This window comes from Streptosporangium sp. LJ11, assembly GCF_051918945.1.
GTDB lineage: Bacteria > Actinomycetota > Actinomycetes > Streptosporangiales > Streptosporangiaceae > Streptosporangium.
This window is the reverse complement of record NZ_JBPXMB010000014.1, coordinates 74,494-93,715: the sequence shown is the minus strand read 5'-3', so window position 1 is coordinate 93,715 and position 19,222 is coordinate 74,494. Positions and strand designations below refer to the sequence as shown.

At 73.9% G+C, this 19,222-nt stretch carries 17 protein-coding genes; 5 read left to right on the top strand and 12 right to left on the bottom strand.

From position 1 onward, the window contains the following. The first annotated feature begins 20 nt into the window (after window positions 1–20). Window positions 21–2,666 (top strand): bifunctional acetate--CoA ligase family protein/GNAT family N-acetyltransferase, encoded by a 2,646-nt coding sequence (locus ACTOQ3_RS21450; RefSeq protein WP_440085124.1) that lies wholly within the window; start codon window positions 21–23, stop codon window positions 2,664–2,666. Window positions 2,667–2,671: 5 nt separating this feature from the next. Here the strand turns inward: ACTOQ3_RS21450 and ACTOQ3_RS21445 are convergent, their stop codons facing one another. Continuing rightward, on the bottom strand, window positions 2,672–3,235 hold the full coding sequence (locus ACTOQ3_RS21445; protein WP_440085123.1) for a hypothetical protein: 564 nt from the start codon (window positions 3,233–3,235) through the stop codon (window positions 2,672–2,674). Window positions 3,236–3,712: 477 nt separating this feature from the next. Between ACTOQ3_RS21445 and ACTOQ3_RS21440 the strand changes: the two genes are divergently transcribed. The 3 genes from ACTOQ3_RS21440 to ACTOQ3_RS21430 are packed head-to-tail and all read left to right on the top strand — an operon-like array spanning window position 3,713 to window position 6,260. Next, entirely contained in the window at window positions 3,713–4,303 is a 591-nt protein-coding gene (locus ACTOQ3_RS21440; protein WP_344918415.1) for a DUF5998 family protein, read from the top strand. After that, complete coding sequence (locus ACTOQ3_RS21435) at window positions 4,300–5,427, top strand: alkaline phosphatase family protein (RefSeq protein WP_440085122.1); 1,128 nt, start codon at window positions 4,300–4,302, stop codon at window positions 5,425–5,427. The genes ACTOQ3_RS21440 and ACTOQ3_RS21435 overlap by 4 nt, the downstream gene beginning before the upstream one ends. Beyond that, window positions 5,424–6,260 (top strand): sulfurtransferase, encoded by an 837-nt coding sequence (locus tag ACTOQ3_RS21430; protein WP_440085121.1) that lies wholly within the window; start codon window positions 5,424–5,426, stop codon window positions 6,258–6,260. The genes ACTOQ3_RS21435 and ACTOQ3_RS21430 overlap by 4 nt, the downstream gene beginning before the upstream one ends. Here ACTOQ3_RS21430 and ACTOQ3_RS21425 read toward each other — a convergent pair. The 4 genes from ACTOQ3_RS21425 to ACTOQ3_RS21410 all read right to left on the bottom strand — a co-directional run bounded on the left by ACTOQ3_RS21425 (window position 6,200) and on the right by ACTOQ3_RS21410 (window position 11,014). Continuing rightward, on the bottom strand, window positions 6,200–8,851 hold the full coding sequence (locus ACTOQ3_RS21425; protein WP_440085120.1) for a CHAT domain-containing protein: 2,652 nt from the start codon (window positions 8,849–8,851) through the stop codon (window positions 6,200–6,202). The two genes, ACTOQ3_RS21430 and ACTOQ3_RS21425, sit on opposite strands and share 61 nt — an antisense overlap. After that, complete coding sequence (locus ACTOQ3_RS21420; protein WP_440085119.1) at window positions 8,852–9,316, bottom strand: hypothetical protein; 465 nt, start codon at window positions 9,314–9,316, stop codon at window positions 8,852–8,854. Next, window positions 9,313–9,885, bottom strand: coding sequence for an RNA polymerase sigma factor (locus tag ACTOQ3_RS21415; RefSeq protein WP_440085118.1), 573 nt, complete (start codon window positions 9,883–9,885; stop codon window positions 9,313–9,315). The genes ACTOQ3_RS21420 and ACTOQ3_RS21415 overlap by 4 nt, the downstream gene beginning before the upstream one ends. A gap of 61 nt (window positions 9,886–9,946) precedes the next feature. Then, a complete protein-coding gene (locus ACTOQ3_RS21410; protein WP_440085117.1) occupies window positions 9,947–11,014 on the bottom strand; it encodes a S8 family peptidase in 1,068 nt (355 codons plus the stop codon). A gap of 207 nt (window positions 11,015–11,221) precedes the next feature. On the opposite strand from ACTOQ3_RS21410, the gene ACTOQ3_RS21405 reads away from it, so the two are divergent. Next, window positions 11,222–11,716, top strand: coding sequence for a DUF3145 domain-containing protein (locus tag ACTOQ3_RS21405; protein WP_344747901.1), 495 nt, complete (start codon window positions 11,222–11,224; stop codon window positions 11,714–11,716). A 313-nt stretch (window positions 11,717–12,029) separates the two neighbouring features. Here ACTOQ3_RS21405 and ACTOQ3_RS21400 read toward each other — a convergent pair whose 3' ends face one another. From ACTOQ3_RS21400 to ACTOQ3_RS21370, 7 genes are all read right to left on the bottom strand, one after another. Beyond that, window positions 12,030–13,451, bottom strand: coding sequence for an acyl-CoA carboxylase subunit beta (locus ACTOQ3_RS21400; protein WP_440085116.1), 1,422 nt, complete (start codon window positions 13,449–13,451; stop codon window positions 12,030–12,032). A gap of 306 nt (window positions 13,452–13,757) precedes the next feature. Beyond that, entirely contained in the window at window positions 13,758–14,990 is a 1,233-nt protein-coding gene (gene fabF, locus ACTOQ3_RS21395) for a beta-ketoacyl-ACP synthase II (RefSeq protein ID WP_440085115.1), read from the bottom strand. A gap of 57 nt (window positions 14,991–15,047) precedes the next feature. Beyond that, window positions 15,048–15,287 carry an acyl carrier protein gene (locus ACTOQ3_RS21390; RefSeq protein WP_350945978.1) on the bottom strand — a complete coding sequence of 80 codons (240 nt, stop codon included), beginning with the start codon at window positions 15,285–15,287 and terminating at the stop codon, window positions 15,048–15,050. Window positions 15,288–15,353: 66 nt separating this feature from the next. Beyond that, window positions 15,354–16,310 carry a beta-ketoacyl-ACP synthase III gene (locus ACTOQ3_RS21385; RefSeq protein ID WP_440085114.1) on the bottom strand — a complete coding sequence of 319 codons (957 nt, stop codon included), beginning with the start codon at window positions 16,308–16,310 and terminating at the stop codon, window positions 15,354–15,356. Between the two features lie 7 nt (window positions 16,311–16,317). Continuing rightward, window positions 16,318–17,229 (bottom strand): ACP S-malonyltransferase, encoded by a 912-nt coding sequence (locus ACTOQ3_RS21380; RefSeq protein ID WP_440085113.1) that lies wholly within the window; start codon window positions 17,227–17,229, stop codon window positions 16,318–16,320. A 117-nt stretch (window positions 17,230–17,346) separates the two neighbouring features. Continuing rightward, window positions 17,347–18,456, bottom strand: a complete 1,110-nt coding sequence (locus ACTOQ3_RS21375) for a PucR family transcriptional regulator (protein ID WP_440085233.1) — start codon at window positions 18,454–18,456, stop codon at window positions 17,347–17,349. Window positions 18,457–18,732: 276 nt separating this feature from the next. Further along, window positions 18,733–19,215: a DUF350 domain-containing protein gene (locus ACTOQ3_RS21370; protein WP_440085112.1), complete on the bottom strand. Its 483-nt coding sequence runs from the start codon at window positions 19,213–19,215 to the stop codon at window positions 18,733–18,735. Window positions 19,216–19,222 lie beyond the last annotated feature (7 nt).

Sequence of the window (19,222 nt, the reverse complement as noted above, 5' to 3'; positions counted from 1 at the left end):
CCGTCCGGGTGGTCTGCCATATGAGATTCGCGTCTACTCTCGGGACTGTGGAGGCTGCTCAGTATCCCGCTCACTGGGAGGCGGACGTCGTTCTCTCGGACGGCGGCACCGCCCACGTACGCCCGATTCGGCCCGCCGACGCCGACCGGTTGCGTTCCTTCTACGGCCGGCTGTCCGACGAGTCGATCTACTTCCGCTTCTTCGGTCCCCGGCCGCGGCTGTCGGAGCGGGAGATCACCTGGTTCACCAACGTCGACTACGAGAGCCGCGTGGCGTTGATCGCCACGATCGGCACCGAGATGGTGGCGGTCATCCGCTACGACCGGATCGAGCCCGGTGAGGCCGAGGTCGCCTTCCTCGTCGAGGACGCCCACCAGGGCCGGGGGGTCGCCTCGGTGCTCCTCGAACACCTGGCCGCCACCGCCAGGGAGCAGGGGATCGCGCGTTTCGTCGCCGACGTCCTGCCCGCCAACCAGAAGATGATGGCGGTGCTCAAGCAGGTCGGCTACACCGCGCAGAGCCGCTTCGCCGACGGCGTGGTCAGGATGACCCTCGACCTCACCCCGACCGAGACCGCCCAGGAGGTGACCACCGCCCGCGAGCACCGCGCCGAGTCCCGCTCCATCGAACGGCTGCTCTCCCCGGGTTCGGTGGCGGTCGTGGGAGCGGGCCGCGAGCCGGGCGGCGTCGGCCAGACCGTGCTGCGCAACCTGCTCGGCGCCGACTTCGCCGGTCCGGTCTACCCCGTGCACCGCGAGGCGCGGGCCGTCGCGGGGGTGCGGGCCTACCCGAGCGTGACGGCCATCGACGGCGAGGTGGACCTCGCCGTGCTCGCCGTACCCGCCGACGGGGTGATCGAGGTGGTCAAGGAGTGCGCGGAGAAGGGCGTACGCGGGCTGATCGTGGTCTCCTCGGGGTTCGGCGAGACCGGACCCGAGGGCCGGGCCAGGCAGGACGAGCTGGCGCGCATCGCCCGCGCGTACGGCCTGCGGGTCGTCGGTCCCAACTGCCTCGGCATCGCCAACACCGACCCCGCGGTACGGCTGAACGCCACCCTCGCCGCGACCCTCCCGGGGCTCGGCCGGGTCGGCTTCTTCAGCCAGTCGGGCGCCCTGGGCACCGCGCTGCTGCAGCGGGTGGCCCAGCGCGGCATGGGCATCTCCTCGTTCGTCTCGGCGGGCAACCGCGCCGACGTGTCGGGCAACGACCTGCTCCAGTACTGGGAGGAGGACCCGCGGACCGACGTGATCCTGCTCTACCTGGAGTCGCTGGGAAACCCCCGCAAGTTCGCCCGCCTCGCGCGGCGCATCTCGCGCCGCAAGCCGATCGTGGTCGTCAAGAGCGGCGGCACCACCCAGGACGTGCCCACCGGCCACGCCGCGCCCGTGCTCGGCCTGCCCGACACCGCGCTCAGCGCGCTGTTCGAGCAGGCGGGGGTGATCAGGGTCGACGACCTGATCCAGCAGTTCGACGTGGCGCAGCTGCTGGCCTACCAGCCGCTGCCGGCCGGGTCCAGGGTCGGGCTGGTCAGCAACTCCGACGCGATGGCGCTCCTCGCGGCCGACGCCTGCGTGCGGGTGGGCCTGGAGCCGAGCCCGCCGGTCAACCTCGGCGCGCGGGCCTGCGCGGAGGAGTTCGGCGCGGCCCTGACCTCGGTGATCCCGGACGTGGACGCCGTGGTCGCGATCTACATGCCGCCCATCCCCGGCGACGGCGCGAAGGTCGCCGCCGAGCTGCTGCGCGCCTCCCGCGACTGCGGCAAGCCGGTGCTGGCCACCTTCGAGGGCAGGATCGGCATGCTCGACGAGCTGCGGGTCGGCGCCGTACCCGGGCGGGGCTCCATCCCCTCGTACGCGGCGCCCGAGGAGGCGGTCCGCGCGCTCGCCCACGTCGTGCGGCACGCGCGCTGGCTGGAGCGGCCCGCGGGACTGCCCGAGGAGATCGAGGGCGTCGACGCCGGCGCCGCGCGCGACCTCGTGCTCGCGACGCTCGGAGACGCCCCGGCCGAGATCGACGCCTCGGAACTGCTCGCCCGCTACGGGGTGGAGGTATGGCCGTCGGAGACGGTGGAGTCGCCGGAGGAGGCCGTCGAGGCGGCGTCGAGGCTCGGCTGGCCGGTCGTGCTGAAGGCGGCGGGCCCCGAGGCGGCCATGCGCGCCGGGACCGTGCGCCTGGGGCTGTCCGGGCCCGACGGGGTGCGCGACGCCTACGCCGACCTGACGCGCCAGCTCGGACCGGAGGCCGTGCTCGCGGTGCAGCGCATGGCCCCGCAGCCCGCGGTGCCGACCGTGGCCGGGGTGATGGACGACCCGGCCTTCGGCGCGGTGGTCTCCTTCGGGCTCGGCGAGATCACCGCGAGGCTGCTGCGCGACGAGGCGTACCGGCTGGCCCCGCTGACCTGTGAGGACGCCGCCGCGCTGGTGAGGTCGCCGCGCGCCGCGCCCCTCCTCCTCGGCGAGTACGGCTACCCGCCGGTCGCCGTCGAGGCCCTGGAGGATCTGCTGATCCGGCTCGGGCGGCTGGCGGACGACCTCCCCGAGGTGGCGCGGCTCACCCTCGACCCGGTGCTGGTGGGGGAGTCGGGGGTGATCGTGCTGGGCGCCCGCGCCGTGCTCCGCAGCCACGAGGGCCCGCGCCCCGACGGCGGCCCCCGGCGCCTCGGCTAGAGGACTTACCCGTTCTGGCCCGTCCGCCGGGCCGCGGGGACGATCTGGACCGTGCTGGCGACGGTGGCCGGCGCGGGACCGGTCTCCATCGCGGCCTCCGTGCCGGTCGTCGTGCCCGTCTCCGCGCTGGGGTCGACCATGTCCTCCATGTCCTCCACGCCGTCCCGGACGGTATGGACGGCCCTGCCGGACGCGGTCAGCGTCCCCGAGGCGTTCCGCGACACGGCCACGCCGACCGTGATCCGGGGAAGCTGGAACCCGGGGGCGACCAGGCCGCGCGTGCCGCAGCCGACGATCCTGGCCGTGATCCGGCACCTCCAGCCCGTGCCCGAGGCGCTCACCGGGGTCAGGCCGGAGGGGAAGTGGTAGGCGACCTCGGTCGGACGGGTGATCCCGGCGGAGCCGGGGGCCGCGGTGACGTCGATGGAGAACGTGCCGGCGCCGCCCGCCTGGAACGGGCCGTCGTGAACCGTGGTGAGGATCAGGTCGCCGGGGAGCTCCGCCCCCGAGGTGGGCGGGCCCACGGCGGTCGCCGCCGCGGCCGTCATGGCGGCCGTGACGACGGTCACCGGGACGGTCGCCGCGAGGCGCGAGAGGCCGGTCCGCCACGCGGGCCGGGCCCGTTGTGACGAATCCGGCTGTGCCCCTCCGGCCATCCCGGCCCGTCCGGCTGAATCCGGACCTTCACCGGCCATATTCCTCGCCCCCGATTCCGGTAGGAATGCACCGCTTCCGATTTCGGCGCGGTGAAAAGCATTCCCAGATATGTAAAGCAAGGCGGAGAATGCGGAGAATCGCCCGTTACCGCTCCTCGGACGTACGCGCACGCCACCGCTATCGCTCCCGATAACCCCGACGGGATCACGCCAAACCGATCGGAGGGTAAAGCCGCGGGCGGGAACGGGCTCCCGGCGGCTCCCGGATCGCCCCGACGACGCCTTTCCGGCCGGAGAAGCCGATGGCGGGCCGCATCACGATTTGCACCGTGGGCCGAAGCTCACGTGCTCCCGGTGAAAGCGCTGCCCCGGACAGGGCAGGATGGACCCATGAGGGAAACCCGACTCTCGTCCGCCGGCCTGCGCGACGCCATCGACCGCAGTGGCTACTATCCCGACCTGGTCGCCGACGCGGTCGAGTCCGCGCTCGGCAAGGAGCAGGTGGACGCCTACGTCGTGCACCACGAGGCCACCTTCGACCCGGCCATGGAGGTGCGCAGGCACGTCACCGTGCTGGTGCTCTCCCCCACCCGGCTGCTCGTCTGCCACACCGACGAGCACCCGCCGGTGGAGGGGGTGTCGGCGTCCCACGCCTCCACGACCACCGAGGCCGTGCGCCTCAGCCGGATCCAGTCGGTCGCGGTCACCCGGGTCGTCCCCGACCCCGCCTCCTACGTGCCGGGAGTGCCGCCCACGGAGGTCACGCTCACCATCGGCTGGGGGGCCATCTCCCACGTCGACCTGGAGCCGGCCACCTGCGGCGACGAGAACTGCGAGGCCGACCACGGATACACCGGCGCCATCACGGCCGACGACCTCTCCCTGCGGGTGAGCGAGGCGGCCGACGGGCCGGAGGCCGTCTCCCACGTGCTGGCCTTCGCCAAGGCACTGTCGGAGGCCACCGCCCGCACCGCCTCATGAACCCCCTGGTCCCCGCGTACGGGACGGCCTCGCTCGCGGACCTGTCCTCCTCGCTGCTCGCCGCGGTCGGGGTGGACGGCGGCAACCCGCTGGATCTCGCCCCGGCGGGGCGGGTCCTGCTGTTCCTCGTCGACGGCATGGGCGCCGAGCTGCTCCGCGCCCACCCCGACGTCGCGCCGTTCCTGTCCTCCCTGTCCGGCGGGGTGTCCGGCGGGGTGCTCACCGCGGGCTTCCCCGCCACGACCGTGACCAGCCTGGGCACCCTCGGCACCGGCATGCCGCCGGGCGGGCACGGCATGCTCGGCTACCAGCTCGCCGTGCCCGGCGCCGGATACATGCTCAACTGCCTGCGCTGGACCGCCCCGGGGCCCCTCGTCGAGCCCGGGGAGTGGCAGCCGGCCCCGACCGTCTACGAGCGCGCGGCGGCGGCCGACGTCACGGTCAGCTACGTCGGCCCTGCCAAGTTCGAGACCACCGGTTTCAACAGGGCCGTCTACCGGGGCGTGCGCTTCGTCGGGGCCGACGAGGTCGACGACCGGATCGCCGGGGTCCGCCACGCGCTGGCCGAGCCCCGGGCCCACGTCTCGGTCTACTACGGCGACCTCGACTCCGCCGGCCACATCAACGGCTGGGGCTCCCCGGCCTGGCTCGACCAGCTCGCCTCGGTCGACCGGATGGCCGAGCGGCTGGCGGAGACGCTCCCGCCGAACTCGGCGATGTACGTCACCGCCGACCACGGCATGATCAACGTCACCGATCGCGTCGACGTCGACGCCCTCCCCGAGCTGCGCGAGGGCGTCACCCTGCTCGGCGGGGAGGCCAGGGCCCGCCACCTCTACACCGCCCCCGGCGCCTCGGCGGCGGTCCTCGACACCTGGCGCGACGTCCTCGCGGGAAAGGCGTGGGTGGTGTCCCGGGAGGAGGCGGTCGAGTCCGGCTGGTTCGGGCCGGAGATCCGCCCGGAATGGCTGCCCAGGATCGGTGACGTCCTCGCGGTGCCGTACACCGACTGCGCCGTCGTCGCCTCGGTCGCCGAGCCGCACGAGGCGGGGTTCCTCGGCTGCCACGGCTCGCTGACACCCGCCGAGCAGTACGTTCCCCTTCTGGAGGTAAGCACCCGATGAGCCCGCTGATCACCCCCGCCGAGCTGGAGGGCATGACCGGGGTGAGCGTCCTCGACGTGCGCTGGAAGCTCGCCGTCCTGCCCACGGGACCGGCCGGGATCGACTCCTACCGCGAGGGGCACATCCCCGGCGCGGTCTTCTGCGACCTGGAGACCGACCTCGCGGCCCACGCCGGGCCGGGGGGCGAGGGCGGCCGCCACCCGCTGCCCTCCGCCGAGGCGTTCCAGGAGGCGATGCGCCGGCTCGGCGTGTCCGGCTCCCGGACCGTCGTCGTCTACGACGGGGCCGACTCCACCGCGGCCGCCGCCCGCGCCTGGTGGCTCCTTCGCTACTTCGGCCACCCCGACGTGCGGGTCCTCGACGGCGGCCTGCGCGCCTGGGTCTCGGAGAACCTGCCGGTCTCCGTCGAGGAGCACCGCCCCGAGCCCGGCGACTTCGAGGCGCGGCCGGGAGGGATGCCGGTGCTCGACGCCGCACGGGCCGGCGAGCTCGCCGCCGACGGGGTGCTGCTCGACGCCCGCGCGGCCGAGCGCTACCGGGGCGAGGTCGAGCCGATCGACCCGGTCGCCGGGCACATCCCGGGCGCGGTCAGCGCCCCCACCGGCGAGAACGTCGACCCCTCCGGCCGCTTCCACCTGCCCGACTTCCTGCGCGAACGCTTCAACACCCTGGGCGTCGTCCCCGGCGTGGAGGTCGGCGCCTACTGCGGATCCGGCGTGACGGCCGCGCACGAGGTGCTGGCCCTGGAGGTGGCCGGCATCCCGGCCGCGCTCTACGTCGGGTCGTGGTCCGACTGGGTGACCGACTCCTCCCGGCCGGTCGCCACCGGCTGACCGCCCCGGACGATCAGCTCCTCCCGGCCGGTCGTCACCGGCCGACCGCCCCGGGTGACCGGCTCCCGCGGGCCGGTCGCCACCGGCCGGTCCCCGCACCCGAAGCAGACGAAGCCCGCCACGCCGGTCTTTCCGCTCGCGATGGCCAGCGCCCGCGCGGGCGGGTCACCGGCGGCCAGCGCCCCGTGGAAGGCGGTCATCAGCGTCAGCGTCTCCTCGTCGCGCACCGGCACCAGGCTGGCCACCACGCATCGCGTCCCCAGCGACAGGAACGTGCCCGCCAGCCCCAGGGGCGCCCCGTCCGCGGGGGCGTGCGCCATCCCCGCGTCGCACGCCGACAGCACCACCAGCGCGGGCGGGGTGCGCAGCCGCAGCAGGTCGTACGCCATCAGCGGGCCGTCGTCGAGATCGATGCTCGACAGCAGCGGGCTGCGCGGGGAGAACATCCCGTGCGCGGCCAGGTGGGCCACGTCGGCCCGCTCCAGCGCCGCCATCACCTCCGCCCGCCGCGCCGCCACCCGCCCGGTCCCCGGATGGCACTCGCCGACCATGCGGGCCTCGGCCTCCGCGTACCGCAGCCCCGGTCCCGCCACCACCACCGGCACCGCCGCCTCCCGCCCGTCCCGTACGGCCGGCACCCGCCACCCGGCCAGCCAGGCGGCGGCGCTGGCCGCCACGGTCACCGGCCGGTCGGCGTTCATCGGCAGCAGCGGCCAGGGCAGGGTGTGCAGCGTCCCCGTCGGCACGATCACCAGCGGCCGGCCGCCCAGCCGGTCACGCAGCGAGCCGAAGAGGAGCCGCTCCAGCTCCGCGGCCTCCGCGCCGGGCTCGGGGGCGCTCCCGTCGAGCAGGTGCGTCCTGCGCAGCCCGTACCGGAGGCGGACGGTGGCCTCGGCGACGGCGGCGAACGGTCCGAGGCGGCGCAGCGTCACGCGGTCCCGGGCGACCACGACGGCCGCCAGATCACCCTCGTGGCGGACGAACTCCACCAGGATCGACTCCCCGAGCGCCGCCCGCAGCGCGGCCAGGCCGGGCGCGAGCGGCCGGCCGGCACCCCCGGTGACCGCCCGCCACCGCTCGGCCCAGGCCAGGACCGCGCGGCCCCGCCCGGTCCGCATCGCCAGGGCCAGCCCGAACCCGGCCAGCGGCTCACCGGCCCTGGCGGCGTGCGCGCGCACCACCGGATCCTCGAACGTCCTCGTCCCGGCGCCCACCTCCGCCAGCCCGGCCAGCACCGCGGCGAACGCCCCTCTCCGGTCTCCCGCCAGGGACCGTCGCAGCGCCGTCGCCTGAAGGGCGACCACCCCTCGGCCCGATCGGGCCAGGAGGGCCAGCTGGTCCTCGGCGGACGGCCGGTCGCCCAGCCCGAGCGAGACCTCGGCGGCGGTGAGCCTGAGCGCCGCCGAGGTGTCCCCGTGCCCGGCGGCGTCGAGGGCGTCGGCGCACGAGAGCATCGCCGCGGGCAGCTCCGCCGAGGGCGGGTCCAGCGCGAGCCGGGCCCGCAGGATGATCTCGTCGGCCACCGGAGCCAGCACCGTCCGCCCCTGCGCGGCCAGCTCGCGGGCGGCCAGTTCGGCGCTCTCCCGGGCGCGGCGCGGATCACCGGTGCGCAGCTCGACCCTGGCGAGCAGGAGGAGGGCCTCGGCCAGCGCCGTCCCGGCGCCCGCCGCCGCCAGCTCGGGAACCGCCATCTCCAGCAGCACCCGCGCCTCGCCGGGCAGATGGGCGCCGACCAGGGCCTCGGCCAGGTCGCAGCGCACCGTCGCCAGCCGTTCCGGGTAGCCGACCAGGATGCTTTCCGCGCGCCGGTAGGCGCTGAACGCGGCGGGCAGGTCACCGCGCCGCGCGGCGAGGAACGGCAGGTTCCCCTCGGCGAGCGCGAGAACGTGTTCCAGGCCCGCGTCCCTCGCCAGCTCCGCGCACCGGTTCAGATCGGCCTCCGCCGCTTCGAACTCCCCCAGGAACACCCGGGCGAGCCCGCGGTTCAGCATCGCCCCGGCGAGGAACCTGACGTCGCCGCCGAGGACGGGCACGGCCCGGTCGCAGTGGTCGACGGCCTCGCGGTAGCGGCCGAGCCGCGCCAGGGCCACGGCCCGGTGCACGCCGAGCTTGCCGACCTCGGCCGGGGTCAGGCCGGGCTCGGCGTCGGCGGCGACGGCCAGCGCCTGCTCGGGGTGCCCCAGCTCCGTGCGGACGTGGACCAGCGACAGCCGCGCCTGGGCCGCCCGGTGCGGCAGCCCCGCCGAGAGCGCGATCCGCACCGCCCGGCCCAGCCGCTCCTCGGCGAACGGCAGGTCGCCCAGCTCGCGCGCCGCCACCGCCAGCGCCCGGTGCGCCACCGCCTCGGCCTCGCAGTGCCCGCACCCCGCGACCCGGCCCGTGACCGCGCCGCCGTCGGGACCGCTCTCCGGATCAGGTTCCGGGGTGCCGCTGTTCGAAGCGCCACCCGGGCCGGGCCGATCGGCCACCTCCCGGCAGGACGCGGGAAGCGCGGCAAGCACGGTACGGGCGAGCGCGAGGGCGCGGGCCGGGTCGCTGCCCGAGAGCTCGACCGCGTGCTCGGCGGCGGCGAGCGCCTCGTCGGAGGTCACCTACGGGCGGATCCGGGTCCAGCTGGTGACCACAGGGCAGCCCTCGGGCCGGTGGCACACCACGCTGAACCAGCCCGGCGGCAGGCCGGTGACGGCGAACTGGCCCGTCGCGGACAGCGCGCGTGACTCGGTGAGATGCAGGGTGCGGACCTCGACCAGCGTGCCCGCCTCGGGGCAGGGGGAGATCTGGCCCGCCAGGTCGACCAGGCCGTCCACGGAGGTGATCTCCAGCTCCACCGTGAGCTCGCCGGCGGTGAACCTCAGCAGCCGGGGCTCCTCTGCGGACCGGACGCCTCGCGGCACGGGCGTGGCCACGGGGCGGGCCGTGGTGGCGTCGGGCAGCCGCAGGCCGAAGGCCGCGCGGGCGGCGGCCGTCACCCGCGCGGGCACCGGGTCGTTCCCCGAGGCCAGGCGCAGCGCGGCTATCAGGGACTCGTCGTCGATCGCCGTCGAATGTCGCGTCACGGTGTCGCCTCCCGGGCGGTGAGCAGGGTGCGGAGCCGGTTCAGGCAGCGGCCCCGGGTGGGGCCGTAACTGCCGCTGGGCATGCCCAGACGCCCGGCCAGCTGGTGGACGCCCGCGTCGGGGGCCGTGGCCATCAGCCGGAACAGCGAGCGGCACGGCTCTTGCATCTCGTCGACGGCCTGCCACAGGCGGCGGCCCTCGTCGGCGCTCAGCACGGCCAGCGCGGGATCGGCGTGGGCGTGCCCGGCGCCGGCCGGGGCGAGGTGCGCGTGCTCGGCGTCCGCCGGGTCGGCGACCAGCCGCTCGCCCCGGTGCCGCCGGCTCAGCAGGGACGCCTCGCGCTTGGCCGTGGTGAACAGCCAGGGACCGATCCTGTCCGGATCGCGGATGGTGTGCAGGCTCTCCAGCAGCCGCAGCCAGGTGCCCTGCACCGCGTCGGCGGCGTCGGCCGGGCTCAGGTCGTAGGCGCGCACGGCCGACCACAGCAACCCTTCGAAACGGGTGACCAGCTCGTCCCAGGCAGCCTGGTCGTCCACCAGGATGGCGTCGATCGTGTGCTGATCGCCCACCGGCACCTCCATGGCCGCGTAGAACACTTTGAGTGTTCACGTGAGTACTTTGGGTGAGACTTTAGCCGGGCATGGGCACGACGACTCCCAAATCGGGGATCCGCCTGGTCCCGGACGGGTCGAGGACGTGCTTCACGGCCTCCGGGGAGGGCCGTTCCGCGCACGCCGCGGCGATCGCCCCGCTCACCAGGGCGGTGGCGAAGGAGGTCCCGCTCCAGCGCGCGTAGCCCTGGAACGCGCCGTGCTCGAGGAAGGTGCTGGACAGCCACTCGCCGGGGGCGCACGCGTCCACCCACGGGCCGTACGCAGAGAACGGGGCCCTCGCCTCCCCCCGGGCGTCCAGCGCTCCGACGGCGATCACTCCGGGTGACGCGGCGGGCCAGAAGGGGCGGTCGGAGGCGGTGTTGCCCGCGCAGGCCACCGTGACCGTACCGGCCAGCCCTTCCAGGGCGGCCTCCACGAGCGGGGAGGGCCGGTCGTCGAAGGTGTGCCCGCCGAAGGACAGGTTGAGCACCCGCGGCGGTTCGGCCCGCAGCCGTCCCAGGACGCGCAGCAGCCCGGCCTCGTCCCCGATCCCGTGGCCGTCCAGCACCCGGATCGGCTGCAGCCGTGCCAGCGGGGCCGCTCGCAGGACCAGTCCGGCGACGAACGTGCCGTGCCCCGCCTGGAGGTCCAGCTCGCCGTCGCCGTCCGAGTCGGGTATCTCGGCGGACTCCCGTCCCCGTTCCAGGAACCACGGCCTCTCCTGCCACCAGGGGTGCTCCGCCAGGCCGGTGTCGGCCAGCGCCACCGTCACGGCGCTCGCCGAGGGCCCGGCCGCGGCGGGCTCGGGCGCCGGGAGGGCCGCGCGGGGGAAGGGGCGGGAGGCCGGGCCCCCGAAGTAGAGCGGCTGGCCCGTCAGGACGTGGTTGGGGGAGGCGCGGACGCCCCGTGCCCGCACCGACGCCACCAGGTCGCAGACGTCCACGCCCGGTGAGAGCCGCACCCGGTAGATTCCCCCGGTCTCGGTGACGGCGTCGGCCCAGCGGGCGGTGGCCGCGAGGCCGGAGGCGTCGGTGAGCATCTGGCCTTTCCTGATCAGGGCGGGCGAACCGGGGATGGGTTCGACCCGTTCGATACCGGTATTCATCTGGTCCTCCGGGGGGGCGATCACCAGTTCGTGGGGTTTCCCTCATTCCCGAGGATGCCCCGGCCAAGTGCCCGCGCCGCAACATCTCGGTATGACCCCCCTCTGGTGCGACGTCACAACCGACGGTAGTCTCTCCTTCAGTCACTTGTGATCATCCTGGTATGAGGCCGTTGGGGAAGGCGCACCTCGTACGAAACGGGAGGTCCGGTGTCTGCTCGTGGCGTGCTTTACGTCCACTCGGCTCAGCCTGCGCTGTGCCCTCATATTGAATGGGCGGTCGCAGGTGTCCTTGGCGTGCCCGTAGACCTGACCTGGACGCCACAGCCCGCCGCGCCCGGTCACGTGCGCGCGCAGGCCGAGTGGGAGGCCCGTGTCGGTACCGCGGCGGCCATCACCTCGTCACTGATGGGCTGGCAGCGGATCCGCTTCGAGATCACCGAGGACGCCTCACCGGGCGCCGACGGCACCCGGCACGCCTACACCCCCTCCCTCGGCGCCTTCACGGCCGTGGTCGGGGCCACCGGCGACATCCTGATCCCGGAGGACCGGCTGCGCTCCGCCATGCTGATGGCCCGCCAGGGCCGCGTGGTGCTCGAGGAGGAGCTCGACCGCCTGCTGGGCAAGCAGTGGGACGCCGAGCTGGAGTCGTTCCGCTACGCGGGCGAGGGCGCTCCGGTCCGCTGGCTGCACGCCGCCGTCTGACCGGGCATGTCCCTGCCGGTGCCTTCCGCCCTCTCGCGGGGGACGGCCGCCGCGGACACGGGTTTGGAACGTGCCCGGCGGCCGTTCCGCCGGGACGGAGGCGGCCCGCGGCGACACCCTCGCGGCCTCGCGGCCCGTTTCGATCCCTCGCGCGGACGGCTCCCGCGGGCCGCCCGGCCACGATCGTCCCGCTCCGGGGAACGGTGTCATCGCGCGAAGGCCTCTCCCGCCGCGGGGGAAGGGCGGCGGGAGAACGGGTGAGCCCCCGCCGGCGGGACCGGCGGGGGCTCGTCGGACGACCGCGAGAAGGGGATCAGAGAGGGATGTTGCCGTGGGCGCCCCTGGCGGGGGTCGCCTGGGCCAGGACCCTGGCGATGGCGCCCCGGGTCTCCTCGGGCTTGACGACCTCGTCGATCACGCCGAGCTCGACGGCCCGGTCGAGGCCGCCGGCGAGGATCTCGTGCTCCTCGGCGAGCCTGGTCTCCAGGGCGGCGCGCTCCTCCTCGGGAGCGGCCGCGAGCTCGCGGCGCTTGAGGACGCGGACCGCGGCGACCGCGCCCATGACCGCGATCTGGGTCGTCGGCCAGCCGAACACCTTGGTCGCGCCCAGCGAGCGGGAGTTCATCGCGATGTAGGCGCCGCCGTACGCCTTCCTGGTCACCAGGGTGATCCGCGGTACGGAGGCCTCGGCGAAGGCGTGCAGGAGCTTGGCGCCGCGGCGGACCACGCCGTCGTGCTCCTGGCCGACACCAGGCAGGTAGCCGGGGACGTCCACCAGGACGACCAACGGCACCCCGAAGGCATCGCACATCCGGACGAACCGCGCGGCCTTCTCCGCCGAGGCGGAGTCGAGGCAGCCGCCCAGCCGCAGCGGGTTGTTGGCCACCACGCCCACGGTCCGGCCCCCGAGGCGGCCCAGGGCGGTGACGATGTTGGGCGCCCACTTGGCGTGCAGCTCCACACCCGGTTCGTCGAGCAGGCCCGTGACGAGCGGCTTCACATCGTAGGCGCGGCGCACGTTGTCGGGCAGCAGGCCGGAGAAGTCGACCTCCTCGACCTCGGTGCGCGCCCGGCCCTGATGACCGAGGAGCACCGCCAGGCGGCGGGCCTGCACGTAGGCGTCCGTCTCGGTCCCGGTGACCACGTGGACGACGCCGCTTCGCCTGCTGTGCGGCTCGGGACCGCCCAGGGCGGCCATGTCGATCTGCTCGCCGGTGACGCTGCGGACCACGTCGGGGCCGGTGACGAAGATGCGCCCCTCGTCGGCCATGATCACGATGTCGGTCAGCGCCGGGCCGTACGCGGCACCGCCGGCGGCGGGGCCCACGACCACGGACAGCTGCGGGACCACGCCGGAGGCGCGGGTCATCGCGGCGAAGACGCGGCCGACCGCGTGCAGCGACTCCACACCCTCGGCGAGGCGGGCGCCGCCGGAGTGCCAGACGCCGATGACGGGAACCCGCTCGCGGACCGCGACGTCGTAGGCGTGCACGATGTGCTCGCAGCCCTCGCCGCCCATCGCACCGCCCTGGACGCGGGCGTCGCTGACGAACGCGACGACCGGCACACCCTCCACGCGGCCCGTCGCGGCGAGGATGCCGCTGCGGTCGACCGGCGAGATCAGGCGCACCGAGCCCTCGTCGAGCAGGGCGGAGAGACGCACCTGGGGGTCACGGGGATCGAGAGGGTCCTGTCCGGACTCCTCGCTCACCACCCTGTTGCCGAGCACGGTCATCAGCTACCTCCAGCGTGGAGACCCCGGAGCTCAGTCCTGGGCGGGGAACGCGGCGCGTCGCCGTACGGTGTTGGCGGACTTCCGGCCGTCCGGCGGCGAGAACCGGGCCGCCGGACCTACCGCCGGGCCGGCGAGACGTGCGGCCGGTGAAGGCCGCCGGACGGTTTCCCGTCCCTCGCCTCGACCGGGACGGCGACCGCCCGCGAAGCGGGGAGGCCCGGCCCGTGAGGGCTGGAGCTCCCCGGCTCGCGTCGCGGGAGGGAGGCCGGCACGGGCTTCCTGTCAGAGGCTGGTGAAGACCACGGCTCAGAGGCTGGTGAAGGCCACGGCGACGTCGTGTCCGCCGAACCCGAAGGAGTTGTTGATCGCGGCGATCTGGCCGTCGGGCAGGGCGCGCGGCTCGTCGCGCACGATGTCGACCTCCACGCCGTCGTCGAGGTCGTCCACGTTGATCGTCGCAGGCGCGCGACGCTCGTGCAGCGCGAGGACGGTGAAGACGGACTCGATGCCGCCGGCGCCGCCGAGCAGGTGACCGGTCATCGACTTGGTGCCGCTGACCAGGGGGTGGTCGCCGATGACCTCCTTGATCGCCATCGTCTCCACCACGTCACCCGCGGGGGTGGAGGTGGCGTGCGCGTTCACGTGCTTGATGTCCTGGCCCGTGAGGCCGGCGTTCTCCAGGACGCGGCGCATGGCCAGCATGATCCCGGCGCCGGTGGGCTCGGGCTGCGCGATGTGGTGGGCGTCGGCCGAGTAGCCGACGCCGGCGGCCACGGCGTAGATCGTGGCGCCGCGCGCGCGGGCGTGCTCCTCGGACTCCAGCACCAGGATGCCCGCGCCCTCGCCGAGGACGAAGCCGTCGCGGCCCTTGTCCCACGGCCTGGAGGCGCGCTGCGGCTCGTCGTTGCGGGTGGACATGGCGCGCATGGCGGCGAAGGAGCCGATGTTCAGCGGGTGGATGGCCGCCTCGGTGCCGCCGGCCACGACCACGTCGGCCCGGCCGGAGCGGATCATCTCGATGGCGTACCCGATCGACTCGGCGCCGGTGGCGCAGGCGCTCACCGTGGCGTGGACGCCGGCGCGCGCGCCGACCTCGATGCCGATCCAGCCCGCCGCGCCGTTCGGCATCAGCATGGGGACGGTGAACGGTGAGAGCCGCTGCCAGCCCTTCTCCTTGAAGGTGTCGTAGGCGGCGAGGATCGTGGTGATGCCCCCGATACCGCTGCCCACGACGACGCCGAGCCGCTCGGGGTCGACCTTGTCGATCGCGGCGTGTGCCCACGCCTCGCGGGCCGCGACCAGGGCGAACTGCTCGGTCCGGTCCAGCCGCCGTGACTCCGGCCGGGGCAGGACCTCGGTCGGGTCCACGGCGGAGAGGCCGGCGAACTTCACCGGGACGGAGTCGACCCAGTCGGCCGTGATGGTGCTTATCCCCGACTGACCGGCGAGGAGCGCCGACCAGGTCGAGGCGACGTCTCCACCGAGGGGCGTGGTCGCGCCGAGCCCGGTGACGACGACACGTACCTGGTCTGTACTCACTGCTGCGCTCCTTGTGAATCGCTGGTCAAATCGGTCGGGGGAGAAAGCCTGGACGTCTCAGTTCTGGATGAAGTTGATGACGTCCTTGACGGTCTTGAGGTGCTTGAGCTGGTCGTCCGGGATCTCGACGCCGAACTCGTCCTGAGCGGCGACGGCGATCTCGACCATGGACAGCGAGTCGATGTCGAGGTCGTCGACGAAGCTCTTCTCCGGGGTGACCTCGGTGGCCGGGATCCCGGTGATCTCATTGATGATCTTGCCGATACCGGCGAGGATCTCCTGCTCGGTCAGAGCCATGTCGCGTGTTCTCCTTGCGATCGGTTTTCTTCTTTGTTTCCCGTGCGGCGGGGCCGCGCGGAAGCTCTAGGGGATCTCGATGACCTGGCCCGCGTAGGTCAGGCCCGCGCCGAAGCCCAGCAGCAGGGCGAGCCCGCCCGACCGCACCTCGCCGCGCTCGATCATCCGGGACAGGGCCAGCGGGATCGAGGCGGCGGAGGTGTTGCCCGCCAGGACGATGTCCTTGGCGACGACGGCGTTGTCCGCGCCGAGCCTGCGGGCGATCGCCTCGATGATGCGGAGGTTGGCCTGGTGGGGCACGAAGGCCGCGAGATCGGCCGGGTCCACCCCGGCGCGGTCGCAGATCTCCTTGGCGATGGGGTGGAGTGCGGTGGTCGCCCAGCGGAACACGGTCTGGCCCTCCTGGTGCAGGAAGGAGTCGCGGTCCTTGATGATGATCGCGTCGAACTTGTCGCCGGCGCTGCCCCACACGACGGGGCCGATGCCCGGGGTGTCGGAGGGACCGACGACCGCGGCGCCCGCGCCGTCGGCGAAGATCACCGCGGTGGCCCGGTCGGTCCAGTCGATCCACTGGGAGAGCTTCTCGGTGCCGACGACGAGCACGTGGGTGGCCGAGCCCGCGCGGATCGCGTCGTTGGCGACCGCGAGCGCGTAGCAGAAGCCCGAGCAGGCGGTGTTGACGTCGAACGCGCCGGGGGCGTCGATGCCGAGCCGCGTGGCCACCCGGCCGGCGGCGTTGGGGATCTGCGTCTCCAGCGTGCAGGTGGCGACGATCACCAGGTCGATGTCGGAGGCCGCCAGGCCGCTCGCGGCGAGGGCCTTGCCGCCCGCCTGTACGGCCAGGTCGATCTCGGACTCGCTGTCCGGGGCGATCCGGCGTTCCTTGATGCCGACGCGGCTCTGGATCCAGGCGTCGTCGGTCTCCATGGTCGCCGACAGGTCGTCGTTGGTGACCACGTTGGAAGGCTGGTAGTGACCGAAGGCCAGGATTCTCGCGCCCGGCGCGCCCTGTGAGATCTTCATTCGTCGATCACCGTTCCTCATGCGACCCGAGGGCGGCTCGCGCGGCCTCCAGGTCGTCGGGGGTCTTCAGGGCGACGGTCGTCACCCCGCGCAGAGCACGCTTGGCCAGGCCGGTGAGCGTGCCGCCGGGGACAAGTTCGATCATCGTGGTGACACCGCGCTCGGCCATCGTGGCCATGCAGGCGTCCCAGCGCACCGGGTTGGCGACCTGGGTGACCAGGCGCTCCATGAACTCGGCGCCGCTCGTGACCGCCGCGCCGTCGCTGTTGGACAGCAGCGTGACGGAGGGGTCGGCCGGCGTGAGACCCGCGGTGGCCTCGCGCAGGTGGCTCGCCGCGGAGGCCATGTGCTCGGTGTGGAACGCGCCGGCGACCGACAGCGCGATCACCCGGGCCCGCGCGGGCGGCTCGGCCTTGAACGCGGCCAGCTGCTCCAGCGTGCCGCCGATCACGATCTGCCCGGCGCCGTTGATGTTGGCGGGGGTGAGCCCCTTGTCGGCGATGGCCGCGAGGACCTCCTCCTCGACGCCGCCGAGAACGGCGGACATGCCGGTCTCGGTGATCGTCGCGGCCTTGGCCATGGCCTGGCCGCGCTCGCGGACGAGGCCGACGGCCTGCTCGGGGGTGATCACTCCGGCCAGGGCGGCGGCGGTGAACTCGCCCACGCTGTGCCCGGCGACGATGTCGGGAGAGGCCCCGAGAACCTCGGCGACCGCCAGGCCGGCGGCCACGAGCAGTGGCTGCGCGACGGCGGTGTCACGGATCTCGTCCGCGTCGGCGGTGGTTCCGTAGGCGATCAGATCGAGGCCGGCCAGCTCCGACCAAGCGGTCAGCCGATCGGCCACGCCCGGGAGTTCGAGCCATGGACTGAGAAAGCCTGGAGTCTGGGCACCCTGGCCCGGAGCGACGATGACGAGCACAAAATCCAGCCTGCCCTGTAGGGGTTCACTACATGGATAGAGATCCAGACGAAGTTTGTCCCTACTTCTTTGTAGGGAAGCTACAGCGAGAGTTTCGCAAAGGTTGAGTAAAGAGCTCTAAGCCAACGGCGTTTCGGACAGACGCCCGAGAATCAGCCCCACCTGGAGGGTGAAGGCGGATCGCCCCTCGGTCGGCTGGTAGCCGGTCAACTCCGTGATCTTACGAAGACGGTAGCGCACCGTGTTCGGATGGACGAACAACAGCCGGGCCGTCGCCTCCAGGGAGGTGCCCTGCTCCAGATAGGTCGCGAGGGTGTCGAGGAGCGGCGTGCCGATCAGCGGCAGGTAGACGTTCTCGATCAGCTGCGCCCTGGCGTCGCCGTCGCCGTCGATGGCCCGCTCGGCCAGCAGGTCCTCGGCGTGGACCGGCCTGGGCGCGTCCGGCCACCCCGCGGCGGCCCGCAGCCCGGCCATCGCCGCCCGCGCCGAGCTGGCGGCCGAGTGCAGGTCGGCCACCTCCGGCCCGATCACGATCGGGCCGGGGCCGAAGCGCGGCACCACGTGCCTGGCCGCCGCGGCGACGCTGTCCGCCCCGCCCACGATCACGATCAGCCGGTCCCCCTGCACCCCGGCCAGCATGTCCAGGCCCGACCTGCGGCCCCGGTCGCGCAGCGCGTCGATCACCGCCTGCGGGTCGTCGTCCGGGGTCTGCCCGGCCAGCACCACGACGGGGGCGGAGGTCCAGCCGAGCGCGGCGGCCCACGAGTGCAGGCCGTCGTCGACCTCGCCCCTGACCAGGGCGTCCACGATCAGCGCCTCCAGCCGCGCGTCCCAGGCCCCGCGGGCCTCGGCCTCCCGGGCGTACACCTGCGCGGCGGCGAACGCGACGTCGCGGGTGTAGCGGAGCATCGCCTGCTGGAGCTGGTCCTCCCCGCCGGGCGCGGCCAGGTCCCCGGTCTGCGCCTCGACCACCTCGACCACGACCCGCACGATGTCGACGGTCTGCTGCAGCGAGATGGACCGCTTCAGCTCCCTGGGCGCGGTGCCGAAGAACTCGATGCTGGGCGTCGGGCGGCCCTCGCCGGCGTGCTGGAACCACTCCACGAACGCGGCGATCCCGGCCTGGGCCACCAGCCCGACCCAGGATCTGTCCTCGGCCGACAGGGCACGGAACCACATGAGCCGGTCGTCCATCCGGGACATGGCGGCCGTGCCCAGCGTGCCCATGGCCCGCTCCAACCGGCGGGTGGTGTCCTCCCGGATCCGGTCGGAGTCGAGATCACTCCCGTCTTCCCCGGTCACGACGTCGCTGTTGCTGAACCCTCGCTCGTTCCGCTCCCTCACGCCACTAAGAGTGCCAGGTCGCGCGAGATGCGCCAGCCGCGGCCACGGACAGCGCGCGCTCCCCGGTCTTGTACGTCCCGCACGAACCGGTCTCGTACGTCCGCCGGGGCGCGGACGTACGGAACGGGGTGGGCGCGGCCGGACGGCCGGTACGGGGGCTCAGATGACCGCGACGGCGGTGATCAGACCGATCGCCAGGTGGGTGACCGCGAGCAGCCGGGCGCCCGGCTGGAGCTCCGGCTCCGTGACCAGCTCGCGCACCGAGATGCCGGCCACCTTGTCGAACGCGAGCATCGCCACGGTCTGCACGGCGATGCCGACCAGGCCGAAGACCAGCGTCGCGAGCAGGCCCTCGTGCAGGGCGCCGCCCGAGGACCAGATGGAGGCCGCCACGATCAGCCCGACGGCCGCCAGCCCCGAGCCGGTGAGCAGGGTCGCGTTGGGGTTGCGCTCCTCCTTGATGAGCTTGCTGAGCTTGCCGGGGGTGACCAGGTCGATCACGTAGAAGCCGACGATCAGCAGGATCACGCCGAGCGCGGCGTACGAGGCGATCGCGAGCGCGCCGCGCCCGAGGGTCTCGGCGAGCGAGATCGTCACGTCGGACAGCGCGGGCGGCGTGGGCGGCGCGGGGGTGGGACTCATGTGTCGT